This window comes from Glycomyces halotolerans (genome assembly GCF_054779575.1).
On record NZ_BAAGXZ010000005.1, the window covers coordinates 128,392 to 154,895 of the forward strand.

27 protein-coding genes are annotated in these 26,504 nt (G+C 71.5%); 15 read left to right on the forward strand and 12 right to left on the reverse strand.

The window, feature by feature from the left end:
* The first annotated feature begins 190 nt into the window (after window positions 1–190).
* Together ACYVL2_RS06775 and ACYVL2_RS06780 are read left to right on the forward strand one after the other, a co-directional pair.
* Entirely contained in the window at window positions 191–1,723 is a 1,533-nt protein-coding gene (locus ACYVL2_RS06775) for an efflux MFS transporter permease (RefSeq protein ID WP_460541528.1), read from the forward strand.
* On the forward strand, window positions 1,701–2,288 hold the full coding sequence (locus ACYVL2_RS06780; RefSeq protein ID WP_460541530.1) for a TetR/AcrR family transcriptional regulator: 588 nt from the start codon (window positions 1,701–1,703) through the stop codon (window positions 2,286–2,288). Before ACYVL2_RS06775 ends, ACYVL2_RS06780 begins: the two co-directional genes overlap by 23 nt.
* Here ACYVL2_RS06780 and ACYVL2_RS06785 read toward each other — a convergent pair.
* From ACYVL2_RS06785 to ACYVL2_RS06795, 3 genes are all read right to left on the reverse strand, one after another.
* The gene (locus tag ACYVL2_RS06785; protein WP_460541531.1) at window positions 2,285–2,776 is read right to left on the reverse strand and encodes a DUF1990 family protein; all 492 of its coding nucleotides are present in this window, start codon (window positions 2,774–2,776) and stop codon (window positions 2,285–2,287) included. The two genes, ACYVL2_RS06780 and ACYVL2_RS06785, sit on opposite strands and share 4 nt — an antisense overlap.
* 6 nt (window positions 2,777–2,782) lie before the next feature.
* Entirely contained in the window at window positions 2,783–3,778 is a 996-nt protein-coding gene (locus ACYVL2_RS06790; protein ID WP_460541533.1) for a polyprenyl synthetase family protein, read from the reverse strand.
* A gap of 63 nt (window positions 3,779–3,841) precedes the next feature.
* Window positions 3,842–5,002 carry an MFS transporter gene (locus ACYVL2_RS06795; RefSeq protein WP_460541535.1) on the reverse strand — a complete coding sequence of 387 codons (1,161 nt, stop codon included), beginning with the start codon at window positions 5,000–5,002 and terminating at the stop codon, window positions 3,842–3,844.
* 437 nt (window positions 5,003–5,439) lie between these two features.
* Here ACYVL2_RS06795 and ACYVL2_RS06800 point away from each other — a divergent pair, with 437 nt between their 5' ends.
* Window positions 5,440–6,264, forward strand: coding sequence for an IclR family transcriptional regulator (locus tag ACYVL2_RS06800; protein ID WP_460541537.1), 825 nt, complete (start codon window positions 5,440–5,442; stop codon window positions 6,262–6,264).
* Here the strand turns inward: ACYVL2_RS06800 and ACYVL2_RS06805 are convergent.
* The 5 genes from ACYVL2_RS06805 to ACYVL2_RS06825 form a co-directional block, all read right to left on the reverse strand.
* Window positions 6,261–6,647: a phage holin family protein gene (locus tag ACYVL2_RS06805; RefSeq protein WP_460541539.1), complete on the reverse strand. Its 387-nt coding sequence runs from the start codon at window positions 6,645–6,647 to the stop codon at window positions 6,261–6,263. The genes ACYVL2_RS06800 and ACYVL2_RS06805 overlap by 4 nt on opposite strands.
* A gap of 146 nt (window positions 6,648–6,793) precedes the next feature.
* Complete coding sequence (locus ACYVL2_RS06810) at window positions 6,794–7,825, reverse strand: 2-oxoacid:ferredoxin oxidoreductase subunit beta (protein ID WP_460541541.1); 1,032 nt, start codon at window positions 7,823–7,825, stop codon at window positions 6,794–6,796.
* Window positions 7,818–9,674 (reverse strand): 2-oxoacid:acceptor oxidoreductase subunit alpha, encoded by a 1,857-nt coding sequence (locus tag ACYVL2_RS06815; RefSeq protein ID WP_460541543.1) that lies wholly within the window; start codon window positions 9,672–9,674, stop codon window positions 7,818–7,820. The genes ACYVL2_RS06810 and ACYVL2_RS06815 overlap by 8 nt, the downstream gene beginning before the upstream one ends.
* 240 nt (window positions 9,675–9,914) lie before the next feature.
* Window positions 9,915–10,790, reverse strand: a complete 876-nt coding sequence (locus ACYVL2_RS06820) for a hypothetical protein (protein ID WP_460541545.1) — start codon at window positions 10,788–10,790, stop codon at window positions 9,915–9,917.
* Window positions 10,787–11,383 carry an RNA polymerase sigma factor gene (locus ACYVL2_RS06825; RefSeq protein ID WP_460541547.1) on the reverse strand — a complete coding sequence of 199 codons (597 nt, stop codon included), beginning with the start codon at window positions 11,381–11,383 and terminating at the stop codon, window positions 10,787–10,789. Before ACYVL2_RS06825 ends, ACYVL2_RS06820 begins: the two co-directional genes overlap by 4 nt.
* Before the next feature lie 394 nt (window positions 11,384–11,777).
* Here ACYVL2_RS06825 and ACYVL2_RS06830 point away from each other — a divergent pair, with 394 nt between their 5' ends.
* The 4 genes from ACYVL2_RS06830 to ACYVL2_RS06845 are packed head-to-tail and all read left to right on the forward strand — an operon-like array spanning window position 11,778 to window position 14,266.
* Window positions 11,778–12,146 (forward strand): NADH-quinone oxidoreductase subunit A, encoded by a 369-nt coding sequence (locus tag ACYVL2_RS06830; RefSeq protein ID WP_460541549.1) that lies wholly within the window; start codon window positions 11,778–11,780, stop codon window positions 12,144–12,146.
* 41 nt (window positions 12,147–12,187) lie between these two features.
* Window positions 12,188–12,712, forward strand: a complete 525-nt coding sequence (locus ACYVL2_RS06835; protein WP_460541654.1) for an NADH-quinone oxidoreductase subunit B — start codon at window positions 12,188–12,190, stop codon at window positions 12,710–12,712.
* Window positions 12,713–12,759: 47 nt separating this feature from the next.
* Window positions 12,760–13,326: an NADH-quinone oxidoreductase subunit C gene (locus tag ACYVL2_RS06840; RefSeq protein ID WP_460541551.1), complete on the forward strand. Its 567-nt coding sequence runs from the start codon at window positions 12,760–12,762 to the stop codon at window positions 13,324–13,326.
* Entirely contained in the window at window positions 13,319–14,266 is a 948-nt protein-coding gene (locus tag ACYVL2_RS06845) for a complex I subunit 1/NuoH family protein (RefSeq protein ID WP_460541553.1), read from the forward strand. The genes ACYVL2_RS06840 and ACYVL2_RS06845 overlap by 8 nt, the downstream gene beginning before the upstream one ends.
* Here the strand turns inward: ACYVL2_RS06845 and ACYVL2_RS06850 are convergent.
* Both ACYVL2_RS06850 and ACYVL2_RS06855 read right to left on the reverse strand, forming a co-directional pair.
* Window positions 14,263–14,577 carry an FmdB family zinc ribbon protein gene (locus ACYVL2_RS06850; RefSeq protein ID WP_460541555.1) on the reverse strand — a complete coding sequence of 105 codons (315 nt, stop codon included), beginning with the start codon at window positions 14,575–14,577 and terminating at the stop codon, window positions 14,263–14,265. The two genes, ACYVL2_RS06845 and ACYVL2_RS06850, sit on opposite strands and share 4 nt — an antisense overlap.
* Before the next feature lie 100 nt (window positions 14,578–14,677).
* On the reverse strand, window positions 14,678–15,349 hold the full coding sequence (locus ACYVL2_RS06855; protein WP_460541557.1) for a 5-formyltetrahydrofolate cyclo-ligase: 672 nt from the start codon (window positions 15,347–15,349) through the stop codon (window positions 14,678–14,680).
* Window positions 15,350–15,508: 159 nt separating this feature from the next.
* On the opposite strand from ACYVL2_RS06855, the gene ACYVL2_RS06860 reads away from it, so the two are divergent.
* The 4 genes from ACYVL2_RS06860 (at window position 15,509) to ACYVL2_RS06875 (ending at window position 20,467) form a co-directional block, all read left to right on the forward strand.
* The gene (locus ACYVL2_RS06860; RefSeq protein WP_460541559.1) at window positions 15,509–17,488 is read left to right on the forward strand and encodes a diguanylate cyclase; all 1,980 of its coding nucleotides are present in this window, start codon (window positions 15,509–15,511) and stop codon (window positions 17,486–17,488) included.
* A gap of 120 nt (window positions 17,489–17,608) precedes the next feature.
* Complete coding sequence (locus tag ACYVL2_RS06865; protein WP_460541561.1) at window positions 17,609–18,499, forward strand: UTP--glucose-1-phosphate uridylyltransferase; 891 nt, start codon at window positions 17,609–17,611, stop codon at window positions 18,497–18,499.
* 61 nt (window positions 18,500–18,560) lie between these two features.
* Window positions 18,561–19,799: a molybdopterin molybdotransferase MoeA gene (locus ACYVL2_RS06870; RefSeq protein WP_460541563.1), complete on the forward strand. Its 1,239-nt coding sequence runs from the start codon at window positions 18,561–18,563 to the stop codon at window positions 19,797–19,799.
* Between the two features lie 38 nt (window positions 19,800–19,837).
* A complete protein-coding gene (locus tag ACYVL2_RS06875) occupies window positions 19,838–20,467 on the forward strand; it encodes a GNAT family N-acetyltransferase (protein ID WP_460541565.1) in 630 nt (209 codons plus the stop codon).
* Between the two features lie 30 nt (window positions 20,468–20,497).
* On the opposite strand, the gene map is transcribed toward ACYVL2_RS06875, so the two are convergent.
* Complete coding sequence (map, locus tag ACYVL2_RS06880) at window positions 20,498–21,274, reverse strand: type I methionyl aminopeptidase (RefSeq protein WP_460541567.1); 777 nt, start codon at window positions 21,272–21,274, stop codon at window positions 20,498–20,500.
* Between the two features lie 80 nt (window positions 21,275–21,354).
* Here map and ACYVL2_RS06885 point away from each other — a divergent pair, with 80 nt between their 5' ends.
* From ACYVL2_RS06885 to ACYVL2_RS06900, 4 genes are all read left to right on the forward strand, one after another.
* Window positions 21,355–22,488 carry a 5-(carboxyamino)imidazole ribonucleotide synthase gene (locus ACYVL2_RS06885; protein WP_460541569.1) on the forward strand — a complete coding sequence of 378 codons (1,134 nt, stop codon included), beginning with the start codon at window positions 21,355–21,357 and terminating at the stop codon, window positions 22,486–22,488.
* 9 nt (window positions 22,489–22,497) lie between these two features.
* Window positions 22,498–23,013: a 5-(carboxyamino)imidazole ribonucleotide mutase gene (gene purE, locus ACYVL2_RS06890; RefSeq protein ID WP_460541571.1), complete on the forward strand. Its 516-nt coding sequence runs from the start codon at window positions 22,498–22,500 to the stop codon at window positions 23,011–23,013.
* A 108-nt stretch (window positions 23,014–23,121) separates the two neighbouring features.
* Entirely contained in the window at window positions 23,122–24,540 is a 1,419-nt protein-coding gene (locus ACYVL2_RS06895) for an ATP-binding protein (protein WP_460541573.1), read from the forward strand.
* Window positions 24,541–24,590: 50 nt separating this feature from the next.
* Entirely contained in the window at window positions 24,591–24,980 is a 390-nt protein-coding gene (locus ACYVL2_RS06900) for a RidA family protein (protein ID WP_460541575.1), read from the forward strand.
* 106 nt (window positions 24,981–25,086) lie between these two features.
* Here the strand turns inward: ACYVL2_RS06900 and ACYVL2_RS06905 are convergent, their stop codons facing one another.
* Window positions 25,087–26,253, reverse strand: a complete 1,167-nt coding sequence (locus ACYVL2_RS06905; protein WP_460541577.1) for a class I SAM-dependent methyltransferase — start codon at window positions 26,251–26,253, stop codon at window positions 25,087–25,089.
* Window positions 26,254–26,504 lie beyond the last annotated feature (251 nt).

Sequence of the window (26,504 nt, forward strand, 5' to 3'; positions counted from 1 at the left end):
GCGAGTGCTGCGGCCGTCGCTGCGCCCGGGTCCGGGCGCGGCCCGCCGCCGAGGCGAGGGGCCGGGGTCGGCTTGCACGATAGCGAATCGGCCGTTGCGGCGTCGCGGGCAGTCCGGTGGCGACGGTGTTGACAGCCTCGTTTATGACAGCTACTGTCAAATGACAGTTACTTCCAAAAAATGAGGTGCCATGAACGCCGTCACCGCCCGCCGCCGCTGGTGGGCCCTGCTCTCCCTCCTGCTGGGGATCCTCGTCGTCGGGCTCGACGTCACGATCCTCAACGTCGCGTTGCCGACCCTCGCGGTCGACCTCGACGCCTCCACCGCCGAGCTGCAGTGGATCGTCGACGCCTTCATCGTCGTGCTGGCCGCGCTCCTGCTGCCCGCGGGCCTGCTCGGCGACCGGATCGGCCGCAGGAAAGTCCTCCTGGCCGGCCTGGGCGTGTTCCTGGTCGCCTGCGTCATGGCCACGCTCGCGGGCGGCGTCGCCGTCCTCATCGCCGCCCGCGCCCTCATGGGCGTCGGCGCCGCCGTCGTCATCCCCGTCTCGATGGCCGTCGTGCCGAGCATGTTCGCCGGAGCCGAGCGCACCCGTGCGGTCGCCGTGCTGACCGCGGGGATGGCCATCGGTCTGCCGCTCGGGCCGCTCGTGGGCGGCCTGCTCCTCGAGCGGTACTGGTGGGGTTCGGTCTTCCTGATCAACATTCCGCTCATCCTCGTCGGCCTGGTCGCGGTCGCGGTGCTGCTGCCGGAGTCCACCGACCGGCACGCCCCGCCGGTCCGACCGCTCCAGGCGGCCGCGGCCGTGGCCGGTCTCGCCGCGCTGGTCTACGGCGTCATCGAGGCGCCGGTCGCGGGCTGGACCGACGCCCGGACGCTGTTCCCCGCGCTCGGGGGAGCGGCGCTGCTGGCGTATTTCGTGGTCACGCAGACGCGGGCGGAGCGGCCGATGGTCGACATGGGGCTGTTCAGGCGTCCGGCGTTCCTGTGGGGCTCGATCGTCGCCACCGCCGCCTCGATGGTGCTGATGGGGTCGCTGTTCCTGGTCCCGCAGTATCTTCAGGCCGTCGAAGGGCACAGCGCGTTCGGCACCGGGCTGCGGCTGCTGCCGATGATCGGCGGTCTCATGGTCGGGGGCCTGGCCAGTGAGCGGCTCGCCGCCCGCGTCGGCTACCGCGTGACCGTCACCTGCGGCCTCGGTCTGCTCGCGGCCGGGTGCCTGGTGGCGATGGCGACCGGCCCGGACACCGGTTACGGGCTCGCCGCCGCCTGGCTGTCGGTGCTCGGCGCCGGGCTCGGCATGTCGATGGTGCCGGCCACCGACGCGGTGCTGGCGTCGCTGCCGCCGGACCGGGCCGCGGTCGGGTCGGCGCTCATGCAGACCATGCGTCAGACCGGCGGAGCGATCGGTGTCGCGGTGCTCGGGTCGGTCGCCTCGACGGTCTATCTGGCGCGGTTGGATCCGCCTCAGCTGCCGGACGAGGCCCGGATCGCCGCCGAGGACTCCGTGGCCGGGGCCGCCGCCGCTGCGAAGGCCCTCGACATGCCCGAGCTCGCCGCGGCCGCCGAAGCGGCCTTCACCGACGCGATGACGGTCGTGTTCCTCGGCTGCGCCGTCCTGGCCGGGGCGGTGAAGATCGCGGCCGCCCTCAGGTTCCCCGAGTCGACGGCCGACGGCGGGGACGGGGCACAATCGCTGCATGAGCCGTCCCGGACTGCGTGAGCGCAAGAAGATCGAGACCCTCCACCGGATGCAGGAGGAGGCCCTGCGGCTGTTCGCCGACCAGGGCTACGAGGCGACGACCGTCGAGCAGATCGCCGAGGCCGCAGGGGTGTCCCCGTCGACGTTCTACCGCTACTTCCCGACCAAGGAGGACGTGGTGGTGCAGGACGAGTACGACCCGATGATCGTGGCGGTCTTCCAGCGCCAGAGTCCGGACGTGCCGCCGCTGGCGGCGATGCGCGCGACCCTCGCGGAGCTGTTCGCCGACTTCGCGCCCGAGGACCTGGAGCGGATCCGGGGCCGCGTGGCGATGATCGTCTCGGTGCCGTCGCTGCTGGCCCGCCAGTTCCAGCAGGCCTCGGCCACGCAGCGGATGCTCGCCGACCTGGTGGCCGAGCGCTACGATCGGAGTCCCGAGGACCTCGAGGTCCGCAATTTCGCCGCCTCGGTGGTCGCCTCGTGGACGACGGCGATCACCGCGTGGGCCGACGCCGGCGGCCACGGCGACCTCATGTCCTACATGGATCGCTGTATCGCCCATCTGGAGGACGGCGTCCCGCTCTAGGGCTCGGCGCAGGCCGTGCGCATCCGGTCCGTGAAGCGGTCGGTGAAGCGCCGCTGCGCGGCCCTGGAGACCGGTCCGCCCAGCCGGGTGATCCACCTGCCGGGCCTGGAGAAGGACCGGACGGTGAATCGGGTCCGGTCGGCGTCGATCCGGTCGAGCACGAACGCGGCCTCGCCGTTCTCGGGGTGGCCGGGCATCGACCCGTAGGCGAACCCGGCTCGCTCCGGACCGTCGTGGGCCCACACGACCTGGCACGGGATGCGCAGCCATGCCAGGTGCAGGACCACCTCGGCCCCCGGCACGGCGCGCGGCGAGGCCGATTCGGGGCGCAGCCCGCAGCGCTCGTGCAGGCCCCAGCTCATGAGGATCTCGGCCGCTTCGGCGAGCGGGGCCCGCAGCTCGGTCTCGCGGTGCAGGTGGCGGTAGCCGGCCGGCATCGGACCGCCCCGTGTGGCCCCGACCTCGGGGTAGTCCACGTCGAAGTCCATGCGCGGTCAGGCGTCGCGCTGGACCATGTAGTCGCAGATGTCGACCAGCGCCTGCCGCGCCGGACCCTCGGGAAGGGACGCGGCCAGGCGCCGGGCCCGCCGCTGGTAGGAGTGGAGGGTCGACTTGGCCTCCTCCAGGGCCCCGGATCCGCGCAGCATCGCCAGCGCCTCCGGCAGCCGCTCCTCGGGCACGGGCCCGGAGACGAGTTCGCGCAGTCGCGCGTCGGCGGGGTCGGTGCCGGCCAGGGCGTAGAGGACCGGGAGTGTGGGGACGCCTTCGAGGAGGTCGGTGCCGGGGGTCTTGCCGGAGCTGTCGGAGGCGATGTCGATGATGTCGTCGGCGATCTGGAAGGCGACGCCGATGACTTCGCCGAATTCTTCGGCGGTGGCGATGGTCTCGGGGTCGGTGCCGGCGAACCAGGCGCCGAATTTCGCGCAGGTGGCGATGAGGGAGCCGGTCTTCTCCGAGAGGATCGACAGGTGCCATTCGACCGCGTCGATGCCGTCGGGCCGGGGCATGGTCTCGTTGATCTGGCCGCGGACGAGGCGGGCGAAGGTGAGCGCTTGGGCGCGTACGGCTTCGGGGCCGAGTTCGGCCATGATCTGGGCGGCCTGGCTGAACAGGTAGTCGCCGGTGAGGATGGCGACGGAGTTGTCCCAGCGGGCGTTCGCGCTGGGGGCGCCGCGGCGCACGGCCGCCTCGTCCATGACGTCGTCGTGGTAGAGGGTCGCCAGGTGCGTCAGTTCGAGCGCGACGGCCGATTCGATGATGCCCGGTCGCGTGGGGTCGCCGAGGTGGGCGCAGGCGAGGGTGAGCATGGGGCGGAACCGTTTCCCGCCGGCGTTGATGAGGTGGGAGCCGGACTGGCGCAGCAGGGGCTGGTCGGTGTCGACGGCTTTGAGCAGTCGCTCCTCGACGGCGTCGAGGGATTCCCGAATCCGCTCGGCGAACGCCTCGTCGGTAAAACTCAGCGCGTTCTGGGCACTTCCGGTGGTCACCACAGGCTCACCTTATCGTGTGGTCGGCGAAACGGCACAAGGCGGGAACTGAGAGTCGCACACGCCCTAGTCGTCCGGCTCGGGGATGAGGCGGCCGCCGGCGACGATGAACACCGCGGCGGCGGCCATGGCGGCGACCGAGACGGTCCATCCGGCGGTCCAGCCGGCGTGGTCGACGATGAGGCCGAAGGCGATGGGGCCGACCGCGCCGCCGAGGTAGACGCCGGTCTGGGTGATCGATGTGGCCGCGGCGGGCGTGTCGGGGTAGCGCTTGGTGACGGCGAAGTTCATCAGGCCCGGCCAGGCCCAGCCGAGCGCGAATCCGGCGGCGGTGCCGAGCGGCAGGAGCCACACCTGGCCGGCCAGGAGGGTCGCGAGTCCGGCGGTGCCGCCGGCGAGCATGATCACGATCAGGCCCAGTTCGCCGCCGCCGCGCCGGTCGGCGAGCGCGCCGACGGCGGTGCGGGCGATGACGCCGGCCAGTCCGCCGACGGTGAGGTTGAGGCCGGCGAACGATTCGGAGGCGCCGATGGCGACCGCGTAGGTGGTCAGGAAGGAGCCGAGCGGGGTGGCCGCGGCGGCGGCGAGGCAGGTGGCGGAGGCGAAGACGACGAGGCGGCGGTCGAGGCGTCGTCCGTTTCCGGTGGGGGCGGGGCGTGCGGGGCGGCCGAGGCCGGCGAGGGGGATGAGGGACAGGAGGGCGACGGCGGCGCCGGTGACGAAGGCCCATCGCCAGCCGGCGGTGAGGGCGATGGCGGGGACGCTCAGTCCGGCGAGCATGGTGCACAGCGGCACTGACGCCTGTTTGGCGCCGAAGAGGAGGCCTTTGCGGTGGTGTGGGGCCCAGTTGGACAGGACGGTGTTGGAGGCGAGTTGTCCGAGGCCGTTGGCGGGTGCGCTGAGGACGATGAGGGCGATGAGGGTCGCGGTGTGGTGGGCGAGGGCCGCGGTGGCGAGCATCGACCCTGCGGCGAGGCCGACGGCGAGGCGGGCGGTGGCGGGGGCGCCGTAGCGTTCGACGAGGTGGCCCGCGGGCACGGCGGTGAGGCCGGCGACGGCGAAGTAGAGTCCGGCGACCAGTCCGATGGTGCCGGCGCTCATGTCGAGTTCGGCGGCGACCTGGACGGCGAGGCCGCCGAAGAGGAACACCGGCATGACCGCGGCGACGTTGACGCTCAGGGCGGTGGCCGCGGTCGAGGAGGTTGTCGGGGCGGCTCGTGTCGACACGTCGGCAACCGTACTCCGGTCGGCGGCGGGTGGATTCGTCGCGCTTTCGGGTGGTGTGTCTTGACGTGGAGCGCCGGCCGTGCGAGTGTTGGCCTGACCCTACTGGACGGTCGGAAAGTGAGGTCGCGGCGGTGGCGGTGGGAAAAAACGAAGTGCAGCGGTTCTGGTGGGAGGAACCGCCGCACTTCGAATATTTGGTGTGTTCGCCCGCGGAGGCGGCTTGAAGTTGGTGGGGACTCGACACCGCTCCGCGGAAGGTGTTCGACGCCCGGCTGACCGGACTCGAACGGTGCTGACACGTAGATACTGCCCGTTGTCGGCGGCCGACGCAAGCGGCTGTTGTTTATATAGTTAGATTTGCGGTTCGCGCGGTGCCGGGGGGCCTCGCGTCCCGGCTCGGAGCACTCGGTACACGGAGCGGCGAACGGAGCGGCGGCATGGTGGAGCAGCGGCGGACCAGAGGAGAGCGGCGCAAGCACGGCGGTATCCAGCCGGGCGAGGAGGACGAGCCGACCAAGATGATCCAGAGCGTTCAGCGGGCGCTGCGGATCATGGAGGTCGTGGGCCGTCATCGCGGCGGCGCGTCGGCGCAGCGGATCGCGTTCGAGTGCGGGCTCAACCGGGCCACGGCCTACAACCTGCTGCGGACGCTGGTGTACGAGCGTTATCTGCGCCGGAGCGAGGACGGCCGGTACACGTTGGGGCTGGAGGTCTCGGACCGCTATTCGGAGTTGACGCAGGCGATGGCGGGTCCGCGCACGGCCGGGGAGTTCATGCGCCGCATGTCGACCGAGACCGGGTACAGCACGTTCGTGGCCAGGTTCGTGGAGGGCCGCCCGGCGGTCACGTCGGTGACCGAGGGGCCGCGGAGCCCGCACGTGGAGGACCTCATCGTCGGGTTCGACGACGGGGCGCACGCGACGGCGCTGGGGAAGGCGCTGCTGGCGACGCTGGGCCACCGTGAGCGGTCGCTGTACCTGCGGGCGGCGGGGATGCGCCGGTTCACCGGCAGGACGCTCACCGAGCCCGACGCGCTCGAGCGGGACCTCATGGTCTACGGCGAGTCGGGGGTGTACGCCGAGATGGGCCAGTTCCAGGACGAGGTCGGCTGCGCGGCGGTGGTCGTGCGCGACCACGAGAAGCCCTCGGAGCGGGTGGTGCTGGCCGCGGCGATGCCGCTGTCGGACATCGGCCGGTTCTGGCCGGTGCTGACCGAGCGGATGCGCCGCGCCGCGGTCGAGCTGCAGCCGCTGCTCGGTTAGCGAGCGACCCGGTCGGGCAGGACCAGGTTGATGACCCAGCCGGCGACGGTGACCACGACCGAGCCGAGGATCGCCCATCCGAAGTGGTCGACGCCGAACACCAGGTCGAACTGTCCGGCGATCCAGGCGACGAGCATGAACAGCGCGGCGTTGACGACCAGTGAGAACAGTCCGAGGGTGAGGACGTAGAAGCCGCAGCCGAGGGTCTTGATGATCGGTTTGAGGACGGCGTTGACCACGCCGAAGATCACCGCGATGACCCCGAGCGTGATGATCCGGTCGAGCAGCCCGTCCTGGGCGGTGCCGATGTGGACTCCTGCGAGCAGCCACGAGGCGATCCAGAAGGCCGCACCGGTGACGGCGATTTTCACGATGATCTTCACGACCCCATCGTGCCAAAGCCGTGAAGAAAGCTCGTGTCGCGGGTCGGTCCGTTCGCGACTTCCTTCTCGGTGGTTGTGCGGCGCAGTCGAGAACGGCCGGCCGGTCTCTCGCGGGGACCGGCCGGCCGTTCTCGATGCGGTGGGGCTTAGAGGACCGTCCAGGTGTCGCCGGAGTGCAGCAGGCCCGTCAGGGCCTCCCTGCGGTCGACGCCCGAGGAGGCCTGCTCGACCTGCGCGCGCACCTGGTCGTCGTAGGTCGGCTTCCGCACGCTGCGGAACACGCCGATCGGCGTGTGGTCCAGCGCCGTGCCCGACAGGCGCGAGAGCGCGAACGCGTAGGCCGGGTCGTCGACGTCGGAGCGGTGCACGACCACCTCGGCCGGGTCGGTCTCGGACGCGTCGCGCACCTCCAGGCCGTAACCGGACTGGACCACGACCTGTTCGCGGCCCTCGGCGCCGAAGCGGATCGGCTCGCCGTCCTCCAAGCGGATCAGCGACATGTCCCGCGTGTCGGGGGACTTGAGCACCTCGAAGGCGTCGTCGTTGAAGATCGGGCAGTTCTGGTAGATCTCCACGAACGCGCTGCCCTCGTGCTCGGCCGCCGCGCGCAGCACCTGCTGCAGGTGGGCGCGGTCGGAGTCGAGCGTGCGGGCCACGAACGTCGCCTCCGAGCCCAGCGCGAGCGAGAGCGGGTTGAACGGCGCGTCGACCGACCCGACCGGGCTGGACTTGGTGAGCTTGCCCTGCTCGGAGGTCGGCGAGTACTGGCCCTTGGTGAGCCCGTAGATCCGGTTGTTGAACAGCAGGATCTTCAGGTTCACGTTGCGCCGCAGCGCGTGGATCAGGTGGTTGCCGCCGATCGACAGCGCGTCGCCGTCGCCGGTGACGACCCACACCGACAGGTCCGGCCGGCTGGTGGCCAGCCCCGTGGCGATCGACGGCGCGCGGCCGTGGATCGAATGCATCCCATAGGTGTTCAGGTAGTACGGGAACCGCGAGGAGCAGCCGATGCCGGAGACGAACGCGATCTTCTCCCGCTCCAGGCCCAGCTCGGGCAGGAACGACTGGACGGCGGCCAGGATCGCGTAGTCCCCGCAGCCGGGGCACCAGCGCACCTCCTGATCGGACTTGAAGTCCTTGGCCTTCAGCTTCGGGGCGTCGAGCTTGACGTCAGCCATTCTTGATGACCTCCTCGAGGGCGTCCTGGAGTTCGGTGGAGGTGAACGGCAGGCCGCGCACCTTGTTGTAGCCGACCACGTCCACGTCGGGGTAGTTGCCGCGCAGCAGCAGCGACAGCTGGCCGAGGTTCATCTCCGGGACCACGACCTTGTCGTACCGGGCCAAGACCTCGCCGACGTTGGCGGGCATCGGGTTGAGGTAGCGCAGGTGCGCGCGGGCGATCTGGATGCCGCGGTCGCGCAGGCCGCGGACGGCCGCGCCGATCGGGCCCCACGTCGAGCCCCAGCCGAGGACGAGCACGCCCGCCTCGCCGGAGGGGTCCTCCACCTCCAGGTCCGGGACCTCGATCCCCGCGATCTTGGCGGCGCGGGTGCGGACCATGTGGTCGTGGTTGGCCGGGTCGTAGGAGATGTCGCCGGTGCCGTCGGCCTTCTCGATGCCGCCGATGCGGTGCTGCAGCCCCGGCGTGCCCGGCACGGCCCACGGCCGCGCCAGGGTCTCGGGGTCGCGCTTGAACGGCAGGAACCGCTCGTTGCCGTCGGCGTCGACGTCGTTCGGCTCGGTCGCGAACTCGACGGCCAGGTCGGGCAGCTCGCTCGGCTCCGGCAGCCTCCACGGCTCGGCGCCGTTGGCGATGTAGCCGTCGCTCAGCAGCATCACCGGGGTGCGGTACCGCACGGCCATGCGCGTGGCCTCGAGCATCGCGTCGAAGCAGTCCGAAGGGGACTGCGGGGCGAGGACGGCGATCGGCGCCTCGCCGTGGCGGCCGAACATGGCCATCATCAAGTCGGCCTGCTCGGTCTTGGTCGGCATGCCGGTGCTGGGCCCGGCCCGCTGCACGTCGATGACGATCAGGGGCAGCTCCAAGGAGACGCCCAGCGAGATCGTCTCGGACTTGAGCGCGATGCCCGGGCCCGAGGAGGTCGTGATGCCCAGCGCCCCGCCCCAGGCGGCCCCCAGGGCCGCGCCCGCGGCGGCGATCTCGTCCTCGGCCTGCATCGTGGTCACGCCGAAGCGCTTGTGCTTGGACAGCTCGTGCAGGATGTCGCTGGCCGGGGTGATCGGGTAGGCGCCCAGGAACACCGGCAGGCCCGAGGCGACGCCGGAGGCGAGCACGCCCCAGGCCAGGGCCGCGTTGCCGGTGATGTTGCGGTAGGTGCCGGCCGGCAGGGTCGCCGGCGGGATCTCGTACTGGACCGCGAACGACTCGGCGGTCTCGCCGTAGTTCCAGCCGGCCTTGAGCGCCGCGATGTTGGCCTCGGCGATCTGCGGCTTGGCGGCGAACTTCTTGCGCAGGAACTGCTCGGTCACCTCGGTGGTGCGCGAGTACATCCAGGACAGCAGGCCCAGGGCGAACATGTTCTTGCTGCGGGCCGCGTCCTTCTTGCCGACCTCGTAGTCCTCGAGCGCGGCGATCGTCAGGCTGGTGAGCGGCACCTCGATGAGCTGGTAGTCCTCCAGCGAGCCGTCCTCGAGCGGGCTGACGCCGTAGCCGACCTTGGTGAGGTTGCGCTTGGTGAACTCGTCGGTGTTGACGATGACCACGCCGCCGGACTTGAGGTCGCGCAGGTTCGCCTTGAGCGCGGCCGGGTTCATCGCGACCAGCACCTCGGGCTCGTCGCCCGGGGTGAGGATGTCGGAGTCGGCGAAGTGGATCTGGAAGCTGGAGACGCCCGGGAGGGTGCCGGCGGGGGCGCGGATCTCGGCCGGGAAGTTCGGGAGGGTCGAGAGGTCGTTGCCGAGCTTGGCGGTCTCCGCTGTGAATCGGTCGCCGGTGAGTTGCATCCCGTCACCGGAGTCCCCTGCGAAGCGGATGACGACCCGGTCGAGTTGCCGGACGGTATTCACCAAGTTCTCCTCATGCGGGTTGAACGAGCACGCGCGGGCGGGCGGCGTGTGTTGCGGGATGCCGGACCTCGGCTCCGCCACTGTCTTCTTCACTTGCGATGCTACGCGGCCCGAGCGTCCCCTTGCCAACCAAGCGTCCAGTGCGCGACGCAGCTGACACGCTGGTGTCCGGCTGTTCTCGAACAGTGGGAAAGCGCGCTTTCTCCGGACCCGTTGGGCCCCGGTGCGGGCGCACTCGCCTCAGTCGCCGGCCTCGCCGGTCGGCGTCGCCTGTGTGGTATGAGTCTCGTCCGGTTCGGGGGTCGCCGGAGTCTCGGACGGACTCGGTCCGGTCGAAGGCTCCTGGTCGATCGCGACGAAGGCCCCGCCGTCCCACTCATAGCGCGCCGTCCATGTCGCGGAGGCGTCGTCGAGCCCCTGGAGTGTAATCACCCCGGCCTCCAGCCCGGCGATCTCGGAGAGCGCTTGTGACTCGTCTGGCTGCCACACCCACGCCATATGCGCGAGATCGCTCTGGTCGCCGCTGAAGGCCGCGACCGCGGTCCGCTCCCGGCACGTCAGCGACAGCACCGTCTCGGGCGCCTCGTCGCCGGTCACGTCGCCGACCAGGGCCTGGCCGACCGTCCACTCCGAGCCGTCGGTCAGCTCCCAGGTCTCGGTGTCGACCTCGAAGGACCCGCCCGCGCACACCCCGTCCCAGTCGCCGACGGCGATCGTCGAGGAGGCCTCGTCGGCCCCGGCCGTGGCGGTGGCCTCGTCCTCGCCCGCGCCGCCGGTCGGGGGCGCCTGCGTCGCGCCCAGCTGCGTGTCCTGCGGCGAGGACTCGGACGCGGGGCCCTGCAGCGCCGTCGGCGGCGCCTGCTCGGCCGGTTCGGGCGAGCCGAGCGTCTGCGCGACCGCGAAACCGCCGGCGGTCACCGCCGTGCACGCCCCGACCACCGCGGCCAGGGAGACGATGCGGCGGCGGCGCAGCGCGGCCGGGCCGGACATGATCAGGTCGTCCACGGACGGCGGCGGGAAGGCGGACGGGGCGTCGGCCCGGTAGGCGGCGAAGGCGGCAGCGACCGCGTCGTCGCCCGGTTCGGCGGCGTCGTCACCGTGTCGATCGGCGTTCATCGGCGGTCCTCCTTCACGGATGCTCGCTGCTCGGGCGCGGGGACCTTCGCGGTGCCGGTCGGCTTCGGGCGGCGGATCTTGATCGGCATCGTGTCGGGGCCGGCGTGCGGCGCGGCGGTCTCGTCGACCAGCAGCGCGGCGAGTTCCTTGCGGCCCCGGTGGAGCCACGACTTGACCGTGCCCTCCCGCGCCCCGGTGGCCTCGGCGATCGAACTGATCGACATGTCGGCCATGTAGTGGAGCACCAGGGCCTTGCGGCGCTTGGCCGGCACCTGCTGCAGCGCGGCCACCAGGGCCACGTGGTCGGGGCCGGCGGCGGGCGCGGGCTCGGGCGGCGCCGACTTCTGCAGGAATTTGCGCACCACCTGGTTGCGGCGGTGGCGGCTGGTCGCCAGGTTCCAGGCCACGCGGCGGACCCACGCGACCGGCTCCTCGTAGCCGCCGACCTTGTCCCAGCGCTGCCAGGCCCGCAGGAACGCCTCCTGGACGAGGTCCTGGGCCTCGGTCGCGTCGCCGAGGTACGCGCACACCTGGGCAGTGAGCTCCGAGAAGTGATTCTCGTAGAGGTCGGTGAACTCCGCCTCCGTTCGCACATCCGCTCCAGCACAGGTAGGGGGGACAAGGGCACCGATCGGGTCCGGGCGGGCGGACCCGGCGGCCTTCATTGTCGCGTTCGAACACACGGCGAGGGGAGGCGGGGTGGGTTCGGGACTCGTCACCGCCGGTGCCGAGCGGAACGCGCACGGACGCCGGACCGGTACGGTCCGGTCTCGGCGCTGCGTCGGCGCGCTGGCGACGGTCATGTGCGGGGCTCTCTCGGCGTCGGGCGCGGATCCGAAGCTGCGGACCCGCTGTTGATCCTCTTCGCACACTTACACGCCCGGCGCCGCCCGCCGGTTGCGGCGGGGCGGGAAAAATCCGGTCGCCGGACCGAACCGGGCCGCCGCGCCGCTTCCCTCGGACCGGCCCCCGCACTATGGTGTGACCATGAACTCCTCCCTGCTCGGCGACTACGCGGTCTTCGGGGTGCTCCTGCTGGCCGGGTTCGCGTTCGTGGCCTTCGCGCTGGCGGCGAACCGGCTGCTGCGGCCCCGCTCGCCGTCGGCGGCGAAGGGCTCGACCTACGAGTGCGGCGTCGACCCGGTCGGCGGCGACTGGGCGCAGGTGCAGATCCGCTACTACGTCTACGCGTTCCTGTTCGTGCTGTTCGCCGTCGAAGCGGTGTTCCTGTTCCCGTGGGCGGCGGTCTTCGCCGGCTTCGGCGCCGCCGCGGCCGCCGAGATGGGGCTCTTCGTCGGTGTGCTGGCGCTGGGACTGGCCTACGCCTGGAGGAAAGGGGTCCTCAAGTGGCAGTGAAGCTGCCGTTCCCGTCGCGCTCGGGCGAGGCGGGCGCGGGCGTGCTCGGCGAGCCGATCCGGTTCCTGCTCAACTGGGGCCGGCGGTACTCGCTGTGGGTGTTCAACTTCGGACTGGCCTGCTGCGCGATCGAGTTCATCGCCGCCTCGATGAGCCGCCACGACTTCATCCGGCTCGGCGTCATCCCGTTCGCGCACTCGCCGCGCCAGGCCGACCTCATGGTCGTGTCCGGGACGGTCACCGACAAGATGGCCCCGGCGATCAAGCGGCTCTACGACCAGATGCCCGAGCCGAAGTACGTCATCTCGTTCGGGGCCTGCTCGAACTCCGGCGGGCCCTACTGGGACTCCTACTGCGTGACCAAGGGCGTCGACCAGATCATCCCGGTGGACGTGTACGTGCCCGGCTGCCCGCCGCGCCCCGAGGCGCTCCTGTACGGGATCGGCAAGCTCCAGGAGCAGATCGGCGACGAACCGCTGACCCGCGGCGGCTCGCGCGGAGCGGCCGCGGCCCGGCGCGAGGCCGCGAGCCTGCGAGCGCCGCTGAGGAGGCCGCCCGATGCGTGATCCCATATCCTATAGGATATGTCCTGCAGTGTCCGGTTGGAGCGGCGATGGGTGAGTCCTGGACCGACCGCGTCGGCGCCGCTCTCGGCGTCGCGGTCGAGGCCGTCGGCGCCCGCGCGGTCGCCGACGTCCCCGCCGAGCGGTGGCACGAGGCGGTGCGCACCTGCCGCGACCGACTCGGATGCGACTTCTTCGACTGGCTCTCGGCGGTCGACCGGAGCGAGGTCGAGGACGCCCAGGCCCCCATGCTCGTGGCCGCGCACCTGTGGTCGATCGCGGCGCGGCGCGGGGTGCTGCTGCGCTGCGCCGCCGACGGGCCGGTCGACACCGTCACCGACCTCTACCCGGGCGCGAACTGGCACGAACGCGAGACCCACGAGATGTTCGGCGTGGACTTCGCCGGCCACCCCGACTTGAAGCCGCTGCTGCTGCCCCCGGAGTTCGAGGGCCACCCGCTGCGCAAGGACTTCGTCCTCGCCTCCCGCGTCGTCAAACCCTGGCCCGGCGAGAAGGAACCCGGCGGCGGCCGCCCCGGCGCCCGCAAGCGGGCCCCGAAGAAGCCGCCGGGCGTCCCCGACGGCTGGGGCCGGCCCGAGGAGCCGACCGATGCTTGAGATCGGGCTCAAACTCGTCGGCGTCATGGCCGCGTTCCTGCTGCTGCCGCTGCTGGTCGGGCAGGCCGAGCACAAGCTCATGGCCCACATGCAGGGCCGGCTGGGCCCGATGCACGCCGGCCGCTTCCACGGCTGGGCGCAGCTGATCGCCGACGGGGTCAAGTTCGCGCAGAAGGAGGACATCGTCCCCGACGCGGCCGACAAGCCGGTCTTCAAGCTGGCCCCGGCCGTGGCGCTGGTGCCGTACCTGCTGGTGCTGCTGTTCATTCCGCTCGGGCCCGGCGACCTGGTCGGCTCGGCGCTCGAGATGGGCCTGTTCGTGGTGCTGGCGCTGGTCGGCGTGGGCGTGCTGGCCGTCCTCATGGCCGGGTGGGCGTCGGCGAACAAGTACACGCTCGTCGGGGCGCTGCGCGGGGCCGCGCAGCTGATGGCCTACGAGCTGCCGCTGGTGCTGGCCGCGGCGTCGGTGGCCGTCGCGGCCGGGACGCTGAGCCTGCCGGGGATCGTGGTGGCCTGGAGCCCGTGGTGGCTGCTGTGGCAGGCGCCGGCGGCGGTCGTGTTCTTCACCGCCGGGCTCGCCGAGATCCGCCGCCCGCCGTTCGACGCGCCGGTGGCCGACTCGGAGCTGGTGTTCGGTTACCTCACCGAGTACACCGGGCTGCGGTTCGCGCTGCTGCTGCTGGCCGAGTACGCCGGCATCGTCGTCATCGCGGCGCTGACCTCGGTGCTGTTCCTGGGCGGCTGGCGCGGGCCCGGGCCGGAGTCGCTGGGCTGGCTGTGGACGCTGCTGAAGACCGGCGCTCTGGCGACGGTGGTCATCTGGCTGCGCGTGGCCTGGCCTCGGCTGCGGGTCGACCAGATCCAGGCGCTGTGCTGGAAGGGCCTGGTGCCGCTCGCGCTCGCGCAGCTGGTCCTGACGACCGTCGTGGTGCTCGCTTAGGCCGCCTTGGACTCGGTGGCCGCGGCGGGCTTGGACTCGGTCTTCGACTCGGACTTGGTCTCGGTCTTGCCCTCGGTCTTCTTGGCGCCGTTCTGGGAGCCGTTGGATCCGAGGGTGCTCGAGTCGCCGGAGCGGGAGTCGGTGCGGTAGAAGCCGCTGCCCTTGAAGGTGACGCCGACGTTGCCGAAGACCTTGCGCAGGCTGCCGGCCGTCGCGCAGCTGGGGCAGTCGGTCAGGCGCGGCTCGGTGAACGACTGGTGCTTGTCGAACTCGAAGCCGCACTCTTTGCAGCGGTATTCGTATGTCGGCACGGTCTCCTCCAGCAGTGAACAGAGCCGATCGGCGGCTCGCCGGCTACGCGCCGAGCGCGGCGGCGGCGCCGCCGGGCATCGCACTCGAGCGCCATCGACATTAGCACTCAGCGCCCCGGAGTGCTAATCCCATCCCGATGGGCGGTGACGCGGCCCCGACCGCCTCGAAGCCGCCCGAAGGCGTGATGACGGCGGTCACGGGACGGTCGTGGGGTTCGGCGGGGACCTCGAGGCCGAACTCGCCGTCGCGCAGCAGCGCGACCACCGGGACGCCCTCGCTCACGCGGGCGAGGGCGCGGTCGTAGGAGCCGCCGCCGCGGCCGAGCCGCACCCCCGCCGCGGAGACGGCCAGCGCCGGCACGATCACCGCCGCGGCGCCGGCGATCGCGCCGGTCCCGCGGGTGGCGGCGACGGCTTCGGTGCCCCTGGGCCCGGTGAGGGCCAGTGCGGCCCCGGAGTCGGGCGCGGGGATCGGTCCGGGCAGGTCGGTGCCGACGACGGTCCAGTCGAGGTCGTTGTCGGCCAGGGTCACCGGGAGGAGGACTTCGTAGTCTTCGGCGAGGCGTTCGGGCAGTTCGGGCTGGAGGCTCGCGCCGGGTTCGGCGCCGAAGGGGCGGTAGGCGGCGATGGGGGCTCGCCGGGGCACGGCCTGGGCGAGGAAGTCCCGCAGTGCGGTCCACATGGCGTGGTCGGCGGTGTGGCGTTCGGCTTCGGGCATGGTCTTTCTGCCGGTGAGCAGGCGTCTGCGGGTCTCGGGCTTGGCGGTGATCACATCGCTCCTCTGGGTGATCGGACGTTCATCGGGGCGCGTTCCCCCGAAAAGTTAGCGCAGCTCATACTTTCGGGTGGTTCTGGCCCGAACCTCACGCCATGTCGTGGCTGCACGGTCGCTCTAGGTAGTCTTCTAGGGAGTGAACTTGAGGGGGCTTCGGTGTCGCTGCGCTCACGGCTCACCACGGCGTTCCTCGTCGTCGTGCTGGGGCCGGTACTGGTGGGGGCCTTCTTCGTCGCTGCCATCATGTCCCATCTGGCGGACACCCGCAGCGCGAACCTGGCCGACTCGGCGGTCACCATGGTCGACTCCACACTCGGAACCGTCTGCGAGCGCATCCAGGCCTCCGCGGCGGCGGTGGCCCTCAACTACCGCAGCGGCGGCGGCAACGCCGCCGAGATGGCCGAACTGCTGGTCGAACGCTCGGTGGTCGACGGCGTGGTCTTCTCGAGCATCGAGCGGGCCGAGTCGACCACCAGCAGCGTCGGCGCCGAGGCGCCCTCCGGCGCCTGGATCGACTGCGGCTCCACCGCGGTGGGGCCCAAGGCCGAGCCGATCGTGGCGCTCGGGGCGCAGGCGCAGGTCCAGAACTCCGACGGCACCACCGCCGTCTTCTCGGCGTTCCGCCTGGTCGACGAGGACTTCCTGAGCTCGATCGCGCATGCGGCCGACGCCGATCTCATTCTTCAGGACGGCCGCGGTCGGCGCCTGGTCGTCGGCGCCGGCGAGGCGGGCACGTGGGCCTACACCGACTCGTTCCTGCCGCTGCGCATCGGCACCGTCTCCGGCGACATCACCCCGATGTACTGGACGCTGGCGGCCATGGTCGCCGTCTCGGCCGTCTGCGCGGTGGGCCTGGCCGCCTGGCTGTCGCGCTCGACCACCCGGCCGCTGGCCGAGCTGTCGGCCGCGGCCCAGCGCATCAGCGAAGGGGACCTGGACGTCCGCGTCCAGACCCACGGGCGCGACGAGTTCGCGCAGCTGGCGCGGAACTTCAACCGCATGACCGCCCAGACGCAGGCCTACGTGCAGGCATTGACGACCTCCCGCGACCAGATGCGCGGCCAGCTCGGCTGGCTCGGCGAGACCCTCACCGCGACCCTCGACCTCGACCGGATCCTCGAGGTCATCCTCGACACCGCGATGGTGACCACGAACGCCGAGGCGGGCCTGGTGATGCTCGCCGACGTCGCCGACACCGACCGGCTCGTCCAGCGCGCCGCCGAAGGGGTCCTCGGCATCGACGAGCCGGCCACCGTCCGCATCGGTGAAGGGGTCATCGGCGCGATCGCCGCCAGCGGCGCCCCGGCGCACGGCCGGATCGTGGACGGGCGGCTCGGCGACTGGGAGCGCGCCTCGACCGAACCGGACGCGCGGACGATCGTCGCGGTGCCCTTCAGCAGCCGCCGGATCGCCGAACCGGAGCATCCGGGCGCCAGGAAGGCGGTCGGCGACGACGAGGCCGCCGGTCCGTCCCGGGCCCCGGGCCGGGGTGTGCTCGGGGTGCTCGTGCTCTACAACCGGATCGCGGCCCTCGACTTCGAGGACGGCGACGTCGAGACCCTCAAGACCTTCGCCGGGCAGGTCGCGGTGGCCGTGGAGAACGTGCTGCTGCACCGCCAGGCCCAGCGGTTGAGTCTGACCGATCCGCTCACGGGGCTGTGGAACTACCGGTTCATGCAGACCTCGCTGCGGCGCGAGGCCGAGCGGGTGCGCCGCTACCAGCGCTCCTCGGCGCTGCTGGCGATCGATCTCGACCGGTTCAAGGACGTCAACGACACCTACGGCCACCCGGTCGGCGACCAGGTCCTCGCCGAGCTGGCCCGGCGCATCACCGCGCAGATCCGCGAGGTCGACCTCGCGTTCAGGCAGGGCGGCGAGGAGTTCATGGTGCTGCTGCCCGAGACCGACGCCGCCGGCGCGTCGGTGGTGGCCGAGCGGCTCAGCCGGGCCGTGGCCAGCCGGCCGTTCAAGGTCAACGCCGGCGCAGGGGGCCTGGAGCTGCGCATCACCGTCTCGGTGGGCATCGCGGTGCTCGGCCAGCACGCCGACGGGGCCGCGGAGGTCGTGGCCGCCGCCGACGAGGCGCTGTACGCGGCCAAAGCCGCCGGGAGGGACACCTGGCGGGTGGCCACCTGAGTGGAGCCCGAGACAAGTGAGAACAACTCGGGCTCTTGTGAAGCGGCGCAGGTGGGAACGGCCGCGCGCGAATGCGGGTGGCGAACACCTGACGCAGCGTCGCCGCGATACTCTCGCCCTATGTCTGATACCTCGCGTCGGGCCACCAAGGCCGTCATTCCCGCAGCCGGCAACGCCACCCGCTTCCTCCCGGTCACCAAGGCCGTCCCGAAGGAGCTGCTGCCGATCGTCGACAAGCCGGTGCTCGAGTACATCGTCGAGGAGGCCGCCGCCGCCGGCGCCGACGACGTCCTGCTCGTCACCGCCCGCGGCAAGGACTCCATGGTCGACTACTTCGACGCCCGCCTCGACCTCGAGGCCGCGCTCGAAGAGAAGGGCAAGGACGCCGCCCTGGAGGCGGTCAAGGCCCCCGAGCGCATCGCCGAGATCCACACCGTCCGCCAAGGCGGCGCCCTCGGCCTGGGCCACGCGGTCGGCCGCGCCGCCGCCCACGTCGGCGACGAGCCGTTCGCCGTCCTGCTCGGCGACGAGTTCTGCCACCTCGACGACAAGCTCCTGCCGCGCATGATCGACCTGCAGGCCCGGACCGGCGGCATCGTCCTGGCCCTCATGGAGGTCCCCCGCGAGGAGGTCTCCCGCTACGGGGTCGCCTCGATCGAGACGACCGACACCGACGACGTCGTCGAGGTCACCGGCATGGTCGAGAAACCCGACGTCGACCAGGCCCCCTCGAACCTCATTCTCATCGGACGCTACGTCCTGCCCGGATCGATCTTCCCGGTCCTCCACGCCACCCCGCCCGGCCGCGGCGGTGAGATCCAACTCACCGACGCCATGGACACCATGCGCGGCAAGGGAACCCCCGTCCACGGCGTGGTCTTCCGGGGCCGCCGCTACGACACCGGGCAGCCGGTCGAGTACCTCCAGACGCTGGTGGAACTCGCCAGCGAACGCGACGACTTGCCCGGCTTCAACGCCTGGCTGCGCGAATTCAGTGCGACACTGGACTAGCAGCGGCGCTGCTCGGCAGCGGACGGACACGGTGGGGACTCGACAAACGGGGGGCTGATCGGTGAAGGGGAGCGGCGAGGCGACGCCACTGGCGGATTTCCTGTCGAAAGCGCTGGCCCTGGTCCGCCCCCTGCCGCCCACCGACGTCGACATGACCCGCTCGACCGGGTCGGTCCTCGCCGAGGACGTCACCAGTGCCGGCCCGCTGCCCGCGTTCGACTACGCGGCCATCGACGGCTACGCCGCCGCCGCCGACGACCTGGCCGGCGCCAGCCCCGAAAGAGGCGTCGGCCTCAAAGTCCTCGGCGACCTCGCCGCCTCCTCATGGCGGCCCGTCCGCCTCGTCAAAGGCACCTGCTTCTCCGTCGCCGCCGGCGCGCCCCTGCCGGTCGGCGCCGACATCGTCGTGCCCCTGGCCTGGACCGACGAAGGCATGGCCACCGTCGAAGTCCGCCAAGTGCCCCGCCGCGGCCACGGCCTGCGCCGCCTCGGCTCCGAACGCGCCTCCGGAGAGATCCTCGCCCACGAGGGCCGCCGCATCACCCCCCAGCTCATCGGCCTGCTCGCCGCCGCCGGCGTCGCCGACGTCGTCGTCCGCCCCACCCCGCGCGTGGTCGTCATCGCCACCGGCGACGAACTGGTCGACACCGGCCGCCCCTCCCAGCCCGGCCAGCTCGTCGACGTCAACTCCCACCTGGTCACCGCCGCCGCCTCCGAAGCCGGCGCCCACGCCTACCGCGTCGGCATCTGCGACGACGAGCCCGACGCGCTCCGCACCGTCCTCGACGACCAGATCCTCCGCGCCGACCTCGTCATCACCACCGGCGGCACCGGCACCGGGCCCGGCGACATGGTCCGCCGCACCCTCTCGCGCGACGGCGCGGTCTCCTTCCAGCCGGTCGCGGTCTACCTGTGCGAGACGATGGGCTTCGGCACCATCGGCCCCGAAGAGGTCCCCATCGTGTGCCTGCCCGGCGACCCGGTCTCGGCCATGATCGCCTTCGAGGTCGTCGCCCGCCCGCTCGTCCAGCGCCTCGCCGGCGCCGAACCGGTATTCCGGCCCAGCGTGCGAGCCAACCTCACCGAGCCCGTATCCTCACCGAACGGGCTGCGCGAGTTCCGCCCCGTCCGAGTCGCCGAGCGACGCGGCGGCGGCTACACCGTCGCACCCCTGGGATCGACCTCATACACGCTCACCGGCATCGCCGAGGCCACCGGCCTGATGACCATCGGCGAGAACGCCACCCGGGTGCCCGCCGGGTCGACGGTCGACGTGCTGCTGCTGGATCGAAACCGATGAACCCTCTGCCCGGACGCACAGCTTTTGGACCGCATTAGATGACCCTTTCCAACCCCGGCTGGCCGGTGAACCTCGCCCACGGCGATGTGAGCGTCAGACCCTTCCGCCGCGGCGACGCCCGGCGCTGGAGCGACCTGCGCCGCTCCAACGAGGCCTGGCTCGCCCCCTGGGAACCCGGCACCGGCACCACCTGGCACGAAGCCCACTCCCCGGCGGCCTTCCGCGCCATGCTCCGCGGCCTCAGACGCTCGGTCAAAGACGGCACCAGCTGGCCGCTGGCCGTGTGCCACCGCGGCGAACTGGTCGGCGGACTCACCGTCGGCAACATCGTCCGCCGCGCCTTCGGCTCGGCCTACGCCGGCTACTGGATCGACCAGGGCCACGCCGGCAAGGGCATCACCGCCACCGCGCTGGCGCTGGTCATCGACCACGCCCTCACCGTCGGGCGCCTCCACCGCATCGAAGTCAACATCCGCCCCGAGAACGGCCCCTCCAACCGGATCGCCGAGAAACTCGGCCTGCGCCGCGAAGGCCTCCACAAGCGCTACCTCTACATCGACGGCGACTGGCGCGACCACTACGGGTACGCCGTCACCGCCGAAGAGATCGCCGGCGAACGCATGATCGACCGCATGGAACGACTCAGACGCGCCGGAACCAACCACTAGCGCGGTTGTCAAACGCGCCCTAGCGGCGACCTACTCCAGGCCCGACCGGTCGGTCAGCACGATCGGCCCGTCCTCGGTGATCGCCACGGTGTGCTCCATGTGCGCGCCCCGCGAGCCGTCGGCGCTGCGCAGCGTCCACCCGTCGGCGTCGTAGCGGATCCGGTCGGTGGTGTGCAGGAACCACGGCTCGATCGCGATCACCAGGCCCGGGCGCAGCCGCAGGCCCCGCCCGGCCCGGCCGTCGTTGGGCACCTGCGGGTCGGCGTGCATCGTCCGGCCCACCCCGTGCCCGCCGAACTCGGTGTTGACCGACAGCCCGTCGGCCCGGGCGACGCCCGCGATCGCCGCCGAGATGTCGCCGATCTTGTTGTCCGTCGTCGCCGCCCCGATGCCGGCCTCCAACGCCCGCGCGGCGGTGTCGATGAGCCGCAGGTCCTCCTCGCGCGGCGTGCCGACCACGACGCTCACCGCCGAGTCGGCCACCCAGCCGTCGACCTCCACCGCGAAGTCAAGACTCAGCAGGTCCCCGTCCCGCAGCCGGTAGTCGTGCGGCAGGCCGTGCAGCACCGCGTCGTTGACCGACGTGCACAGCACCTTCCCGAACGGGCTGGCGCCGAACGAGGGATGGTAGTCGACATAGCAGGAGGTCCCTCCGGCCTCCTTGATGCGGCGCGAGGCCAGCTCGTCCAGCTCCAAGAGGTTCACGCCGACGTCGGCGACCGCGGCCAGCTCGGCCAGGGTCCGGGCCACGAACCGCCCGGCCGGGCGCATCCGCTCGATCTCTGCGGGGGAGTAGTACTCGATCACGCCACCGAATCTATCCGATCCACATCACGCCGGCCGCCGTTCGCTCCGGGCGTGGGCGAGCGAGAGGATACGCTCTGCCCGTGGACGCCGCGACCCAACTCCCGACCGTAGCCGTCATCGGCGCCGGTCAACTCGCCCGCATGACCCACCAGGCCGCCATCGCGCTCGGGCAGAGCCTCAAAGTGCTCGCCGCCGACCCCGCCGAGAGCGCCGCCGCCGTCGCCGCCCGAGTCCAGATCGGCGACTACCGCGACATCGGGGACCTGCGCGAGTTCGCCGCCGGCGCCACCGTGGTCACCTTCGACCACGAGCACGTCCCCCAGAAGGCGCTCGAGGCGCTGGCCGCCGACGGGGTGGTCATGCAGCCGCGACCCGAGGCGCTGGTGTACGCCCAGGACAAGGAGGCCATGCGGACCCGCCTCGGCGAGCTCGGCCTCCCGATGCCCCGCTGGGCGAAGGTCGACTCCATCTCCGACGTGGAGGCCTTCGGGCTGCCGTGCGTGCTCAAGGCCGCGACCGGCGGCTACGACGGCAGAGGCGTGTGGATGGTCGAGACGCCCGGTGACGCCCAGGCCCTCCTCGCCTCGGGGATCCGCTTGATCGCCGAGGAGCGGATGCCGCTCCAGCGGGAACTGGCCGTGCAGGTCGCCCGCTCCCCGCGCGGCGAGATTGCCGTCTACCCGGTGGTCGAGACCGTGCAGCGCGGCGGGATCTGCACCGAGGTCGTCGCCCCCGCCCCGCACCTGGACGAGGCGACCGCCCGCGAGGCCGCCGACATCGCCCGCACCGTCGCGGCCGAACTCGACGTGTGCGGGATGCTCGCGGTCGAACTGTTCCAGACCTCCCGCGGCCTGTTCGTCAACGAACTGGCGATGCGGGCCCACAACTCCGGGCACTGGACCATCGAAGGGGCCCGGACCAGCCAGTTCGAGCAGCACCTGCGGGCGGTCCTCGACTACCCGCTGGGCTCGACCGAGCCGTGCGCGCCGGTGACGGTCATGGCCAACGTCCTCGGCGGCCGACCCGGCGGCCCGCGCCTGGACGAGCGGCTCCAGCACCTGCTGGCCGACGACCCGGGCGCGCACGTCCACCTGTACGGCAAGGTCGTGCGCCCCGGCCGCAAGATCGGGCACGTGACCGTCTGCGGCGACGACGTCGGCCGGCTCCGCGAACGCGCGGTGCGAGCCGCCCGGTGGCTGACCGAAGGCAAGTAGGCTCAGGGCATGGCAGACAGCGCACGCGCCCGCGTCGGCGTGATCATGGGATCGGATTCCGACTGGCCCACTATGGAAGCGGCCGCCGAGGCGCTCGAGGAGTTCGACGTCCCCTTCGAAGTCCGCGTCGTCTCGGCGCACCGGACGGCGCACGCGATGCTCTCGTACGCCGACTCGGCGGCCTCCCGAGGCCTGCAGGTCATCATCGCCGGCGCCGGAGGCGCCGCCCACCTGCCGGGCATGGTCGCCGCAGGGACGCCGCTGCCGGTCATCGGTGTGCCGGTGCCGCTCAAGCACCTCGACGGCATGGACTCGCTGCTCTCGATCGTGCAGATGCCCGCCGGGGTCCCGGTGGCCACGGTCTCGATCGGCGGCGCCCGCAACGCCGGCCTGCTAGCGGTGAGGATCCTCGCCGCGTCCGATCCGGCGCTGCGGGAGCGGATGTCGAACTACCAGGTCGACCTCGAACGCATGGTCGCGGAGAAGGACGCGAACCTGCGCTACAAGCTGAGCCACCCCCGGTAGCTTCGCCTCTCGGCAGTATCGCTGAAAGTACTATCAAGAATGTTAGTATCACTGTTGTTACTATCAATATTGATAGTAACATGCTTGTTACTGTCGAGAGGTGCACGGATGCGGAAGTTCATCGGCCGGAAGCGTGAGCTCGACACTCTGAGCAAAGCTCTTGCATCGGTTCGGGCCGGGATGGGCGGTTGGAAGCCAGGCCGATGCATCATGCTGCGCGGACGACGACGGCTGGGGAAGTCGAGCCTGGTAGAGCAGTTCGCTCATCAGGCGGGGGTGCCTTCGGTGTACTTCGCGGCCGGAAAGCGCTCCTCCGAGCGGGAGCTGGCGGCCTTCACGGACGCCGTGGCCTGGTCGGACCTTCCCGACCGTCAGGAGTATCTAGACCACTCTCCCTCCGATTGGGGCTACGCTTTCCGGCTGCTCGCAGACAGCCTCCCGGACGATGTTCCGAGCGTGGTCGTACTCGACGAAGTTCCCTATCTGATGGAACGGGTGCCGGATTTCGAAGGCGTCCTGCAGCGCGACTGGGACCGCCATCTGTGCCGGAAACCGGTACTGCTGCTCCTCATCGGCTCCGACTTGTCGATGATGAAGGCGCTCAACAGTTACGAGCGCCCGTTCTTTCAGCGCGGCACCGAGATGGTGTTGGGACCGCTCAATCCCGCTGAGGTCGGGCGGATGCTCGAGCTCGAGCCCGCGGAGGCCTTCGACGTCGCGCTCGTCACGGGTGGAGTGCCGCTGATCTGCGCCGAATGGGAACCTCGTACCGGGCTGTGGGACTTTCTCGGACGATCACTGTCCGATCCGATCTCCGCGCTGCTGGTGTCGGCCGAGCGGGTCCTCGCCGCCGAATTTCCGACGACCGCGATGGCAGGCGAAGTGATGCGGGCGATCGGCAGCGGAGAACGCAGTTTCAGCAATATCGCTCGTGCGGCCGGTGGAGTACGACACCCGACTTTGGATCGAGCTTTGAAGGTCCTGATCGAGAAGGGGATCGTGGAGTCGAATCTTCCGATCTCCCTGAAACCCTCGAAGGATCGCCGATACTCCATCGCCGACCCGTACTTGCGTTTCTGGCTGGCCCTGGTTGAGCCGCACATGGACGAGATCGAGCGCGGCCGCGGCGATCTCACGCTTGAGCGGATCCGCAAGTCATGGACGAGCTGGCGCGGCAGGGCGATGGAGCCGCTGGTCCGCGAATCGCTGGCCCGGCTGCTGCCGGTCGAGCAGGTCCCGGCGGCCAGGCACGTCGGCGGCTACTGGACCCGCAGCAACGCCGTCGAGATCGACATCGTCGGCGCCGACCACGCCCCGGTGGCGAAAGAACTGCTCTTCCTCGGCTCGATCAAGTGGCTCGACCACGACCGGTTCGACCGCCGCGACCTGACGGCCCTGCAGAACCAACGCGCCGCGGTGACCGGCCAGCCGGTCCCGCTGATCGCGGCGTCCCGAAGCGGCTTCGACTGCGACGGCCTGGACGCCCGCTTCGGTCCGGAGGACCTGATCGCCGCCTGGCCCGAGTGAGGCCGGGATATCCGCTGGCCCGGCAGCCGGGCCTCCTATAGCCTCCGCCCATGAGCGAACGCGCATTGCACCCCACCGCCGGATACGAGCACGTGACGGTGGTCGAGCCGGGGCGGCTCGCCTTCCTCGCCGGGCAGTGCCCGCTCGACGCCGACGAACGCGTGGTGGGGATAGGCGACCTGGACCGGCAGATCGACCAGGTCGCGGCCAACTGCGTCGCCGCGCTGGCCTCGGTCGGCGCGCGGCCCGAAGACGTGGTCCGCTCGGTGGTCTACGTGGTCGGCGCCGACAGCAGGACCGTCGGCCGGGCCTGGCACCGCCTCGCCGAAGCGACCGAGCTGGCCCCGGCGTTCAAGGCCGCGAGCACCGTCGTGGGCGTGGCCGCGCTCGGCTACCCCGATCAGCTCATCGAAGTGGACCTCACCGCCCGCCTCCCGTGACGGTGTCGGAAAGGCGACACTGAGCGTTCCGAACGAGCCTTGCTTTCGGCCCGTGGAATTATCCGAACTGCGAAGGGAGCCTGGAAGGGCGGCCCGGAACGAAGACTCACACCGCCTCGACTTCGGAGCAGAGGAGGGCGGCGTGGCCGCCCTGGAGGCGGGTCGCGACCAGCGTCGCCTCGTTCGGCCCCTTGAGTTTCAGTCGTTTGCGGAGCTCGGCCGGGTCGATGCCGGTGCCTCTCTGTTTGATCGTCAGACGGCCGATGCCGCGCTCGGCCAAGAGCGCTCGCAGCTTCTTGGCGTTCAGGGGCCAGACCTCCTCGATCTTCCAGACCCTCGCCAGCGGCGTGGCGGCGAGCCGGTCGCTGTAGAGGTAGGCGATGTCCTCGTGGCCCGTGTGGGCCTCCAGCCGCTCCGCCAGCTCGGCCACCAGGCCCGCCCTGATCACCGCGCCGTCCGGTTCGTAGAGGTACGTCCCCAGCGGCCCGCTCTCGGCGCGCCGCCGGCCGGTGCCGGTCAGCTCGTGCCAGGCCCCGCCGACCCTCACGCTCGCCCGGCGCGGGGCCTCGGCGGCCTCGCCCAGCCACAGGCACGCCTCCACCACGTCCCGGTCCACCGACACCCACTCCGCTTCGGCGTCCCTGCCGTCCAGCCACGCGTGGTCGATGCCCGGCCCGAGTTTGACGGCCGCGAAGCGGACGCCCGCGAGGCGCTCCAGCAGCGCCTCCAGCGGCGGCGAGTAGTCGGCCGGATCGAAGGCCCGCCTGCCGCGTGAGCGTCGCGCCGGGTCGGCGAACACCGCCTCCCGCAGCGGTGAGCGCAGCGCGTCGTCGACTCGGACCGTCACGTCCGCGCCGAACGCTTCGGCGTTGGCGCGCGCCAGCGCCGCGGTCGTCTCGTCGCGGTCGACGGCCTCGACGCGCAGCCCCGCTTCGGCGAACGCGAGAGCGTCGGCGCCCAGGCCGCAGCACAGGTCGGCGACCTCGCCGGTGCGCGCGGCGAACCTGGCGGCACGGCGGGCGGCCACGGGCCACCTGGTGGCCTGCTCGAGCCCCGCTCTGGTGAGGTAGAGCCGCTCGGCCCGGTCGCCGAACTTCGCCTCGGCTCGGGCCCGCAGTTCGGCCAATGTGAGCGCGGCGGCGGCCAGGCTCGGGTCGGCGCCGGTGCGGCGCAGTGCCAACGCCGCGCGGGGTCCGTGGTCGTCTCGCGCCTGGGCGGCGCGTCGTTGCAGGTCCGGGTCGGCTTGCAGCGCCGCGAGCTGGCTGGTATCCACGAAGGCAATGATCCCTTACGGGCCCTGCGGCCGGGGGTGTGCGAGGTTCGCCATGGGCGCGGACCCCGCGTGGACGTCCTCACCAGCGCGAACTAACCTCTGTCTTAGCACTCGCAGATCGAGACTGCTAAGGTTTAGAATCAACCTGGCACTCTCGCCTTGAGAGTGCCAGGAGCCACGGGCCGGTGCCTCGGCACCCGCGACGACGAGACCCGCGCTGTCGTGGCGGTTCACCGCAACGAGCTATGAGG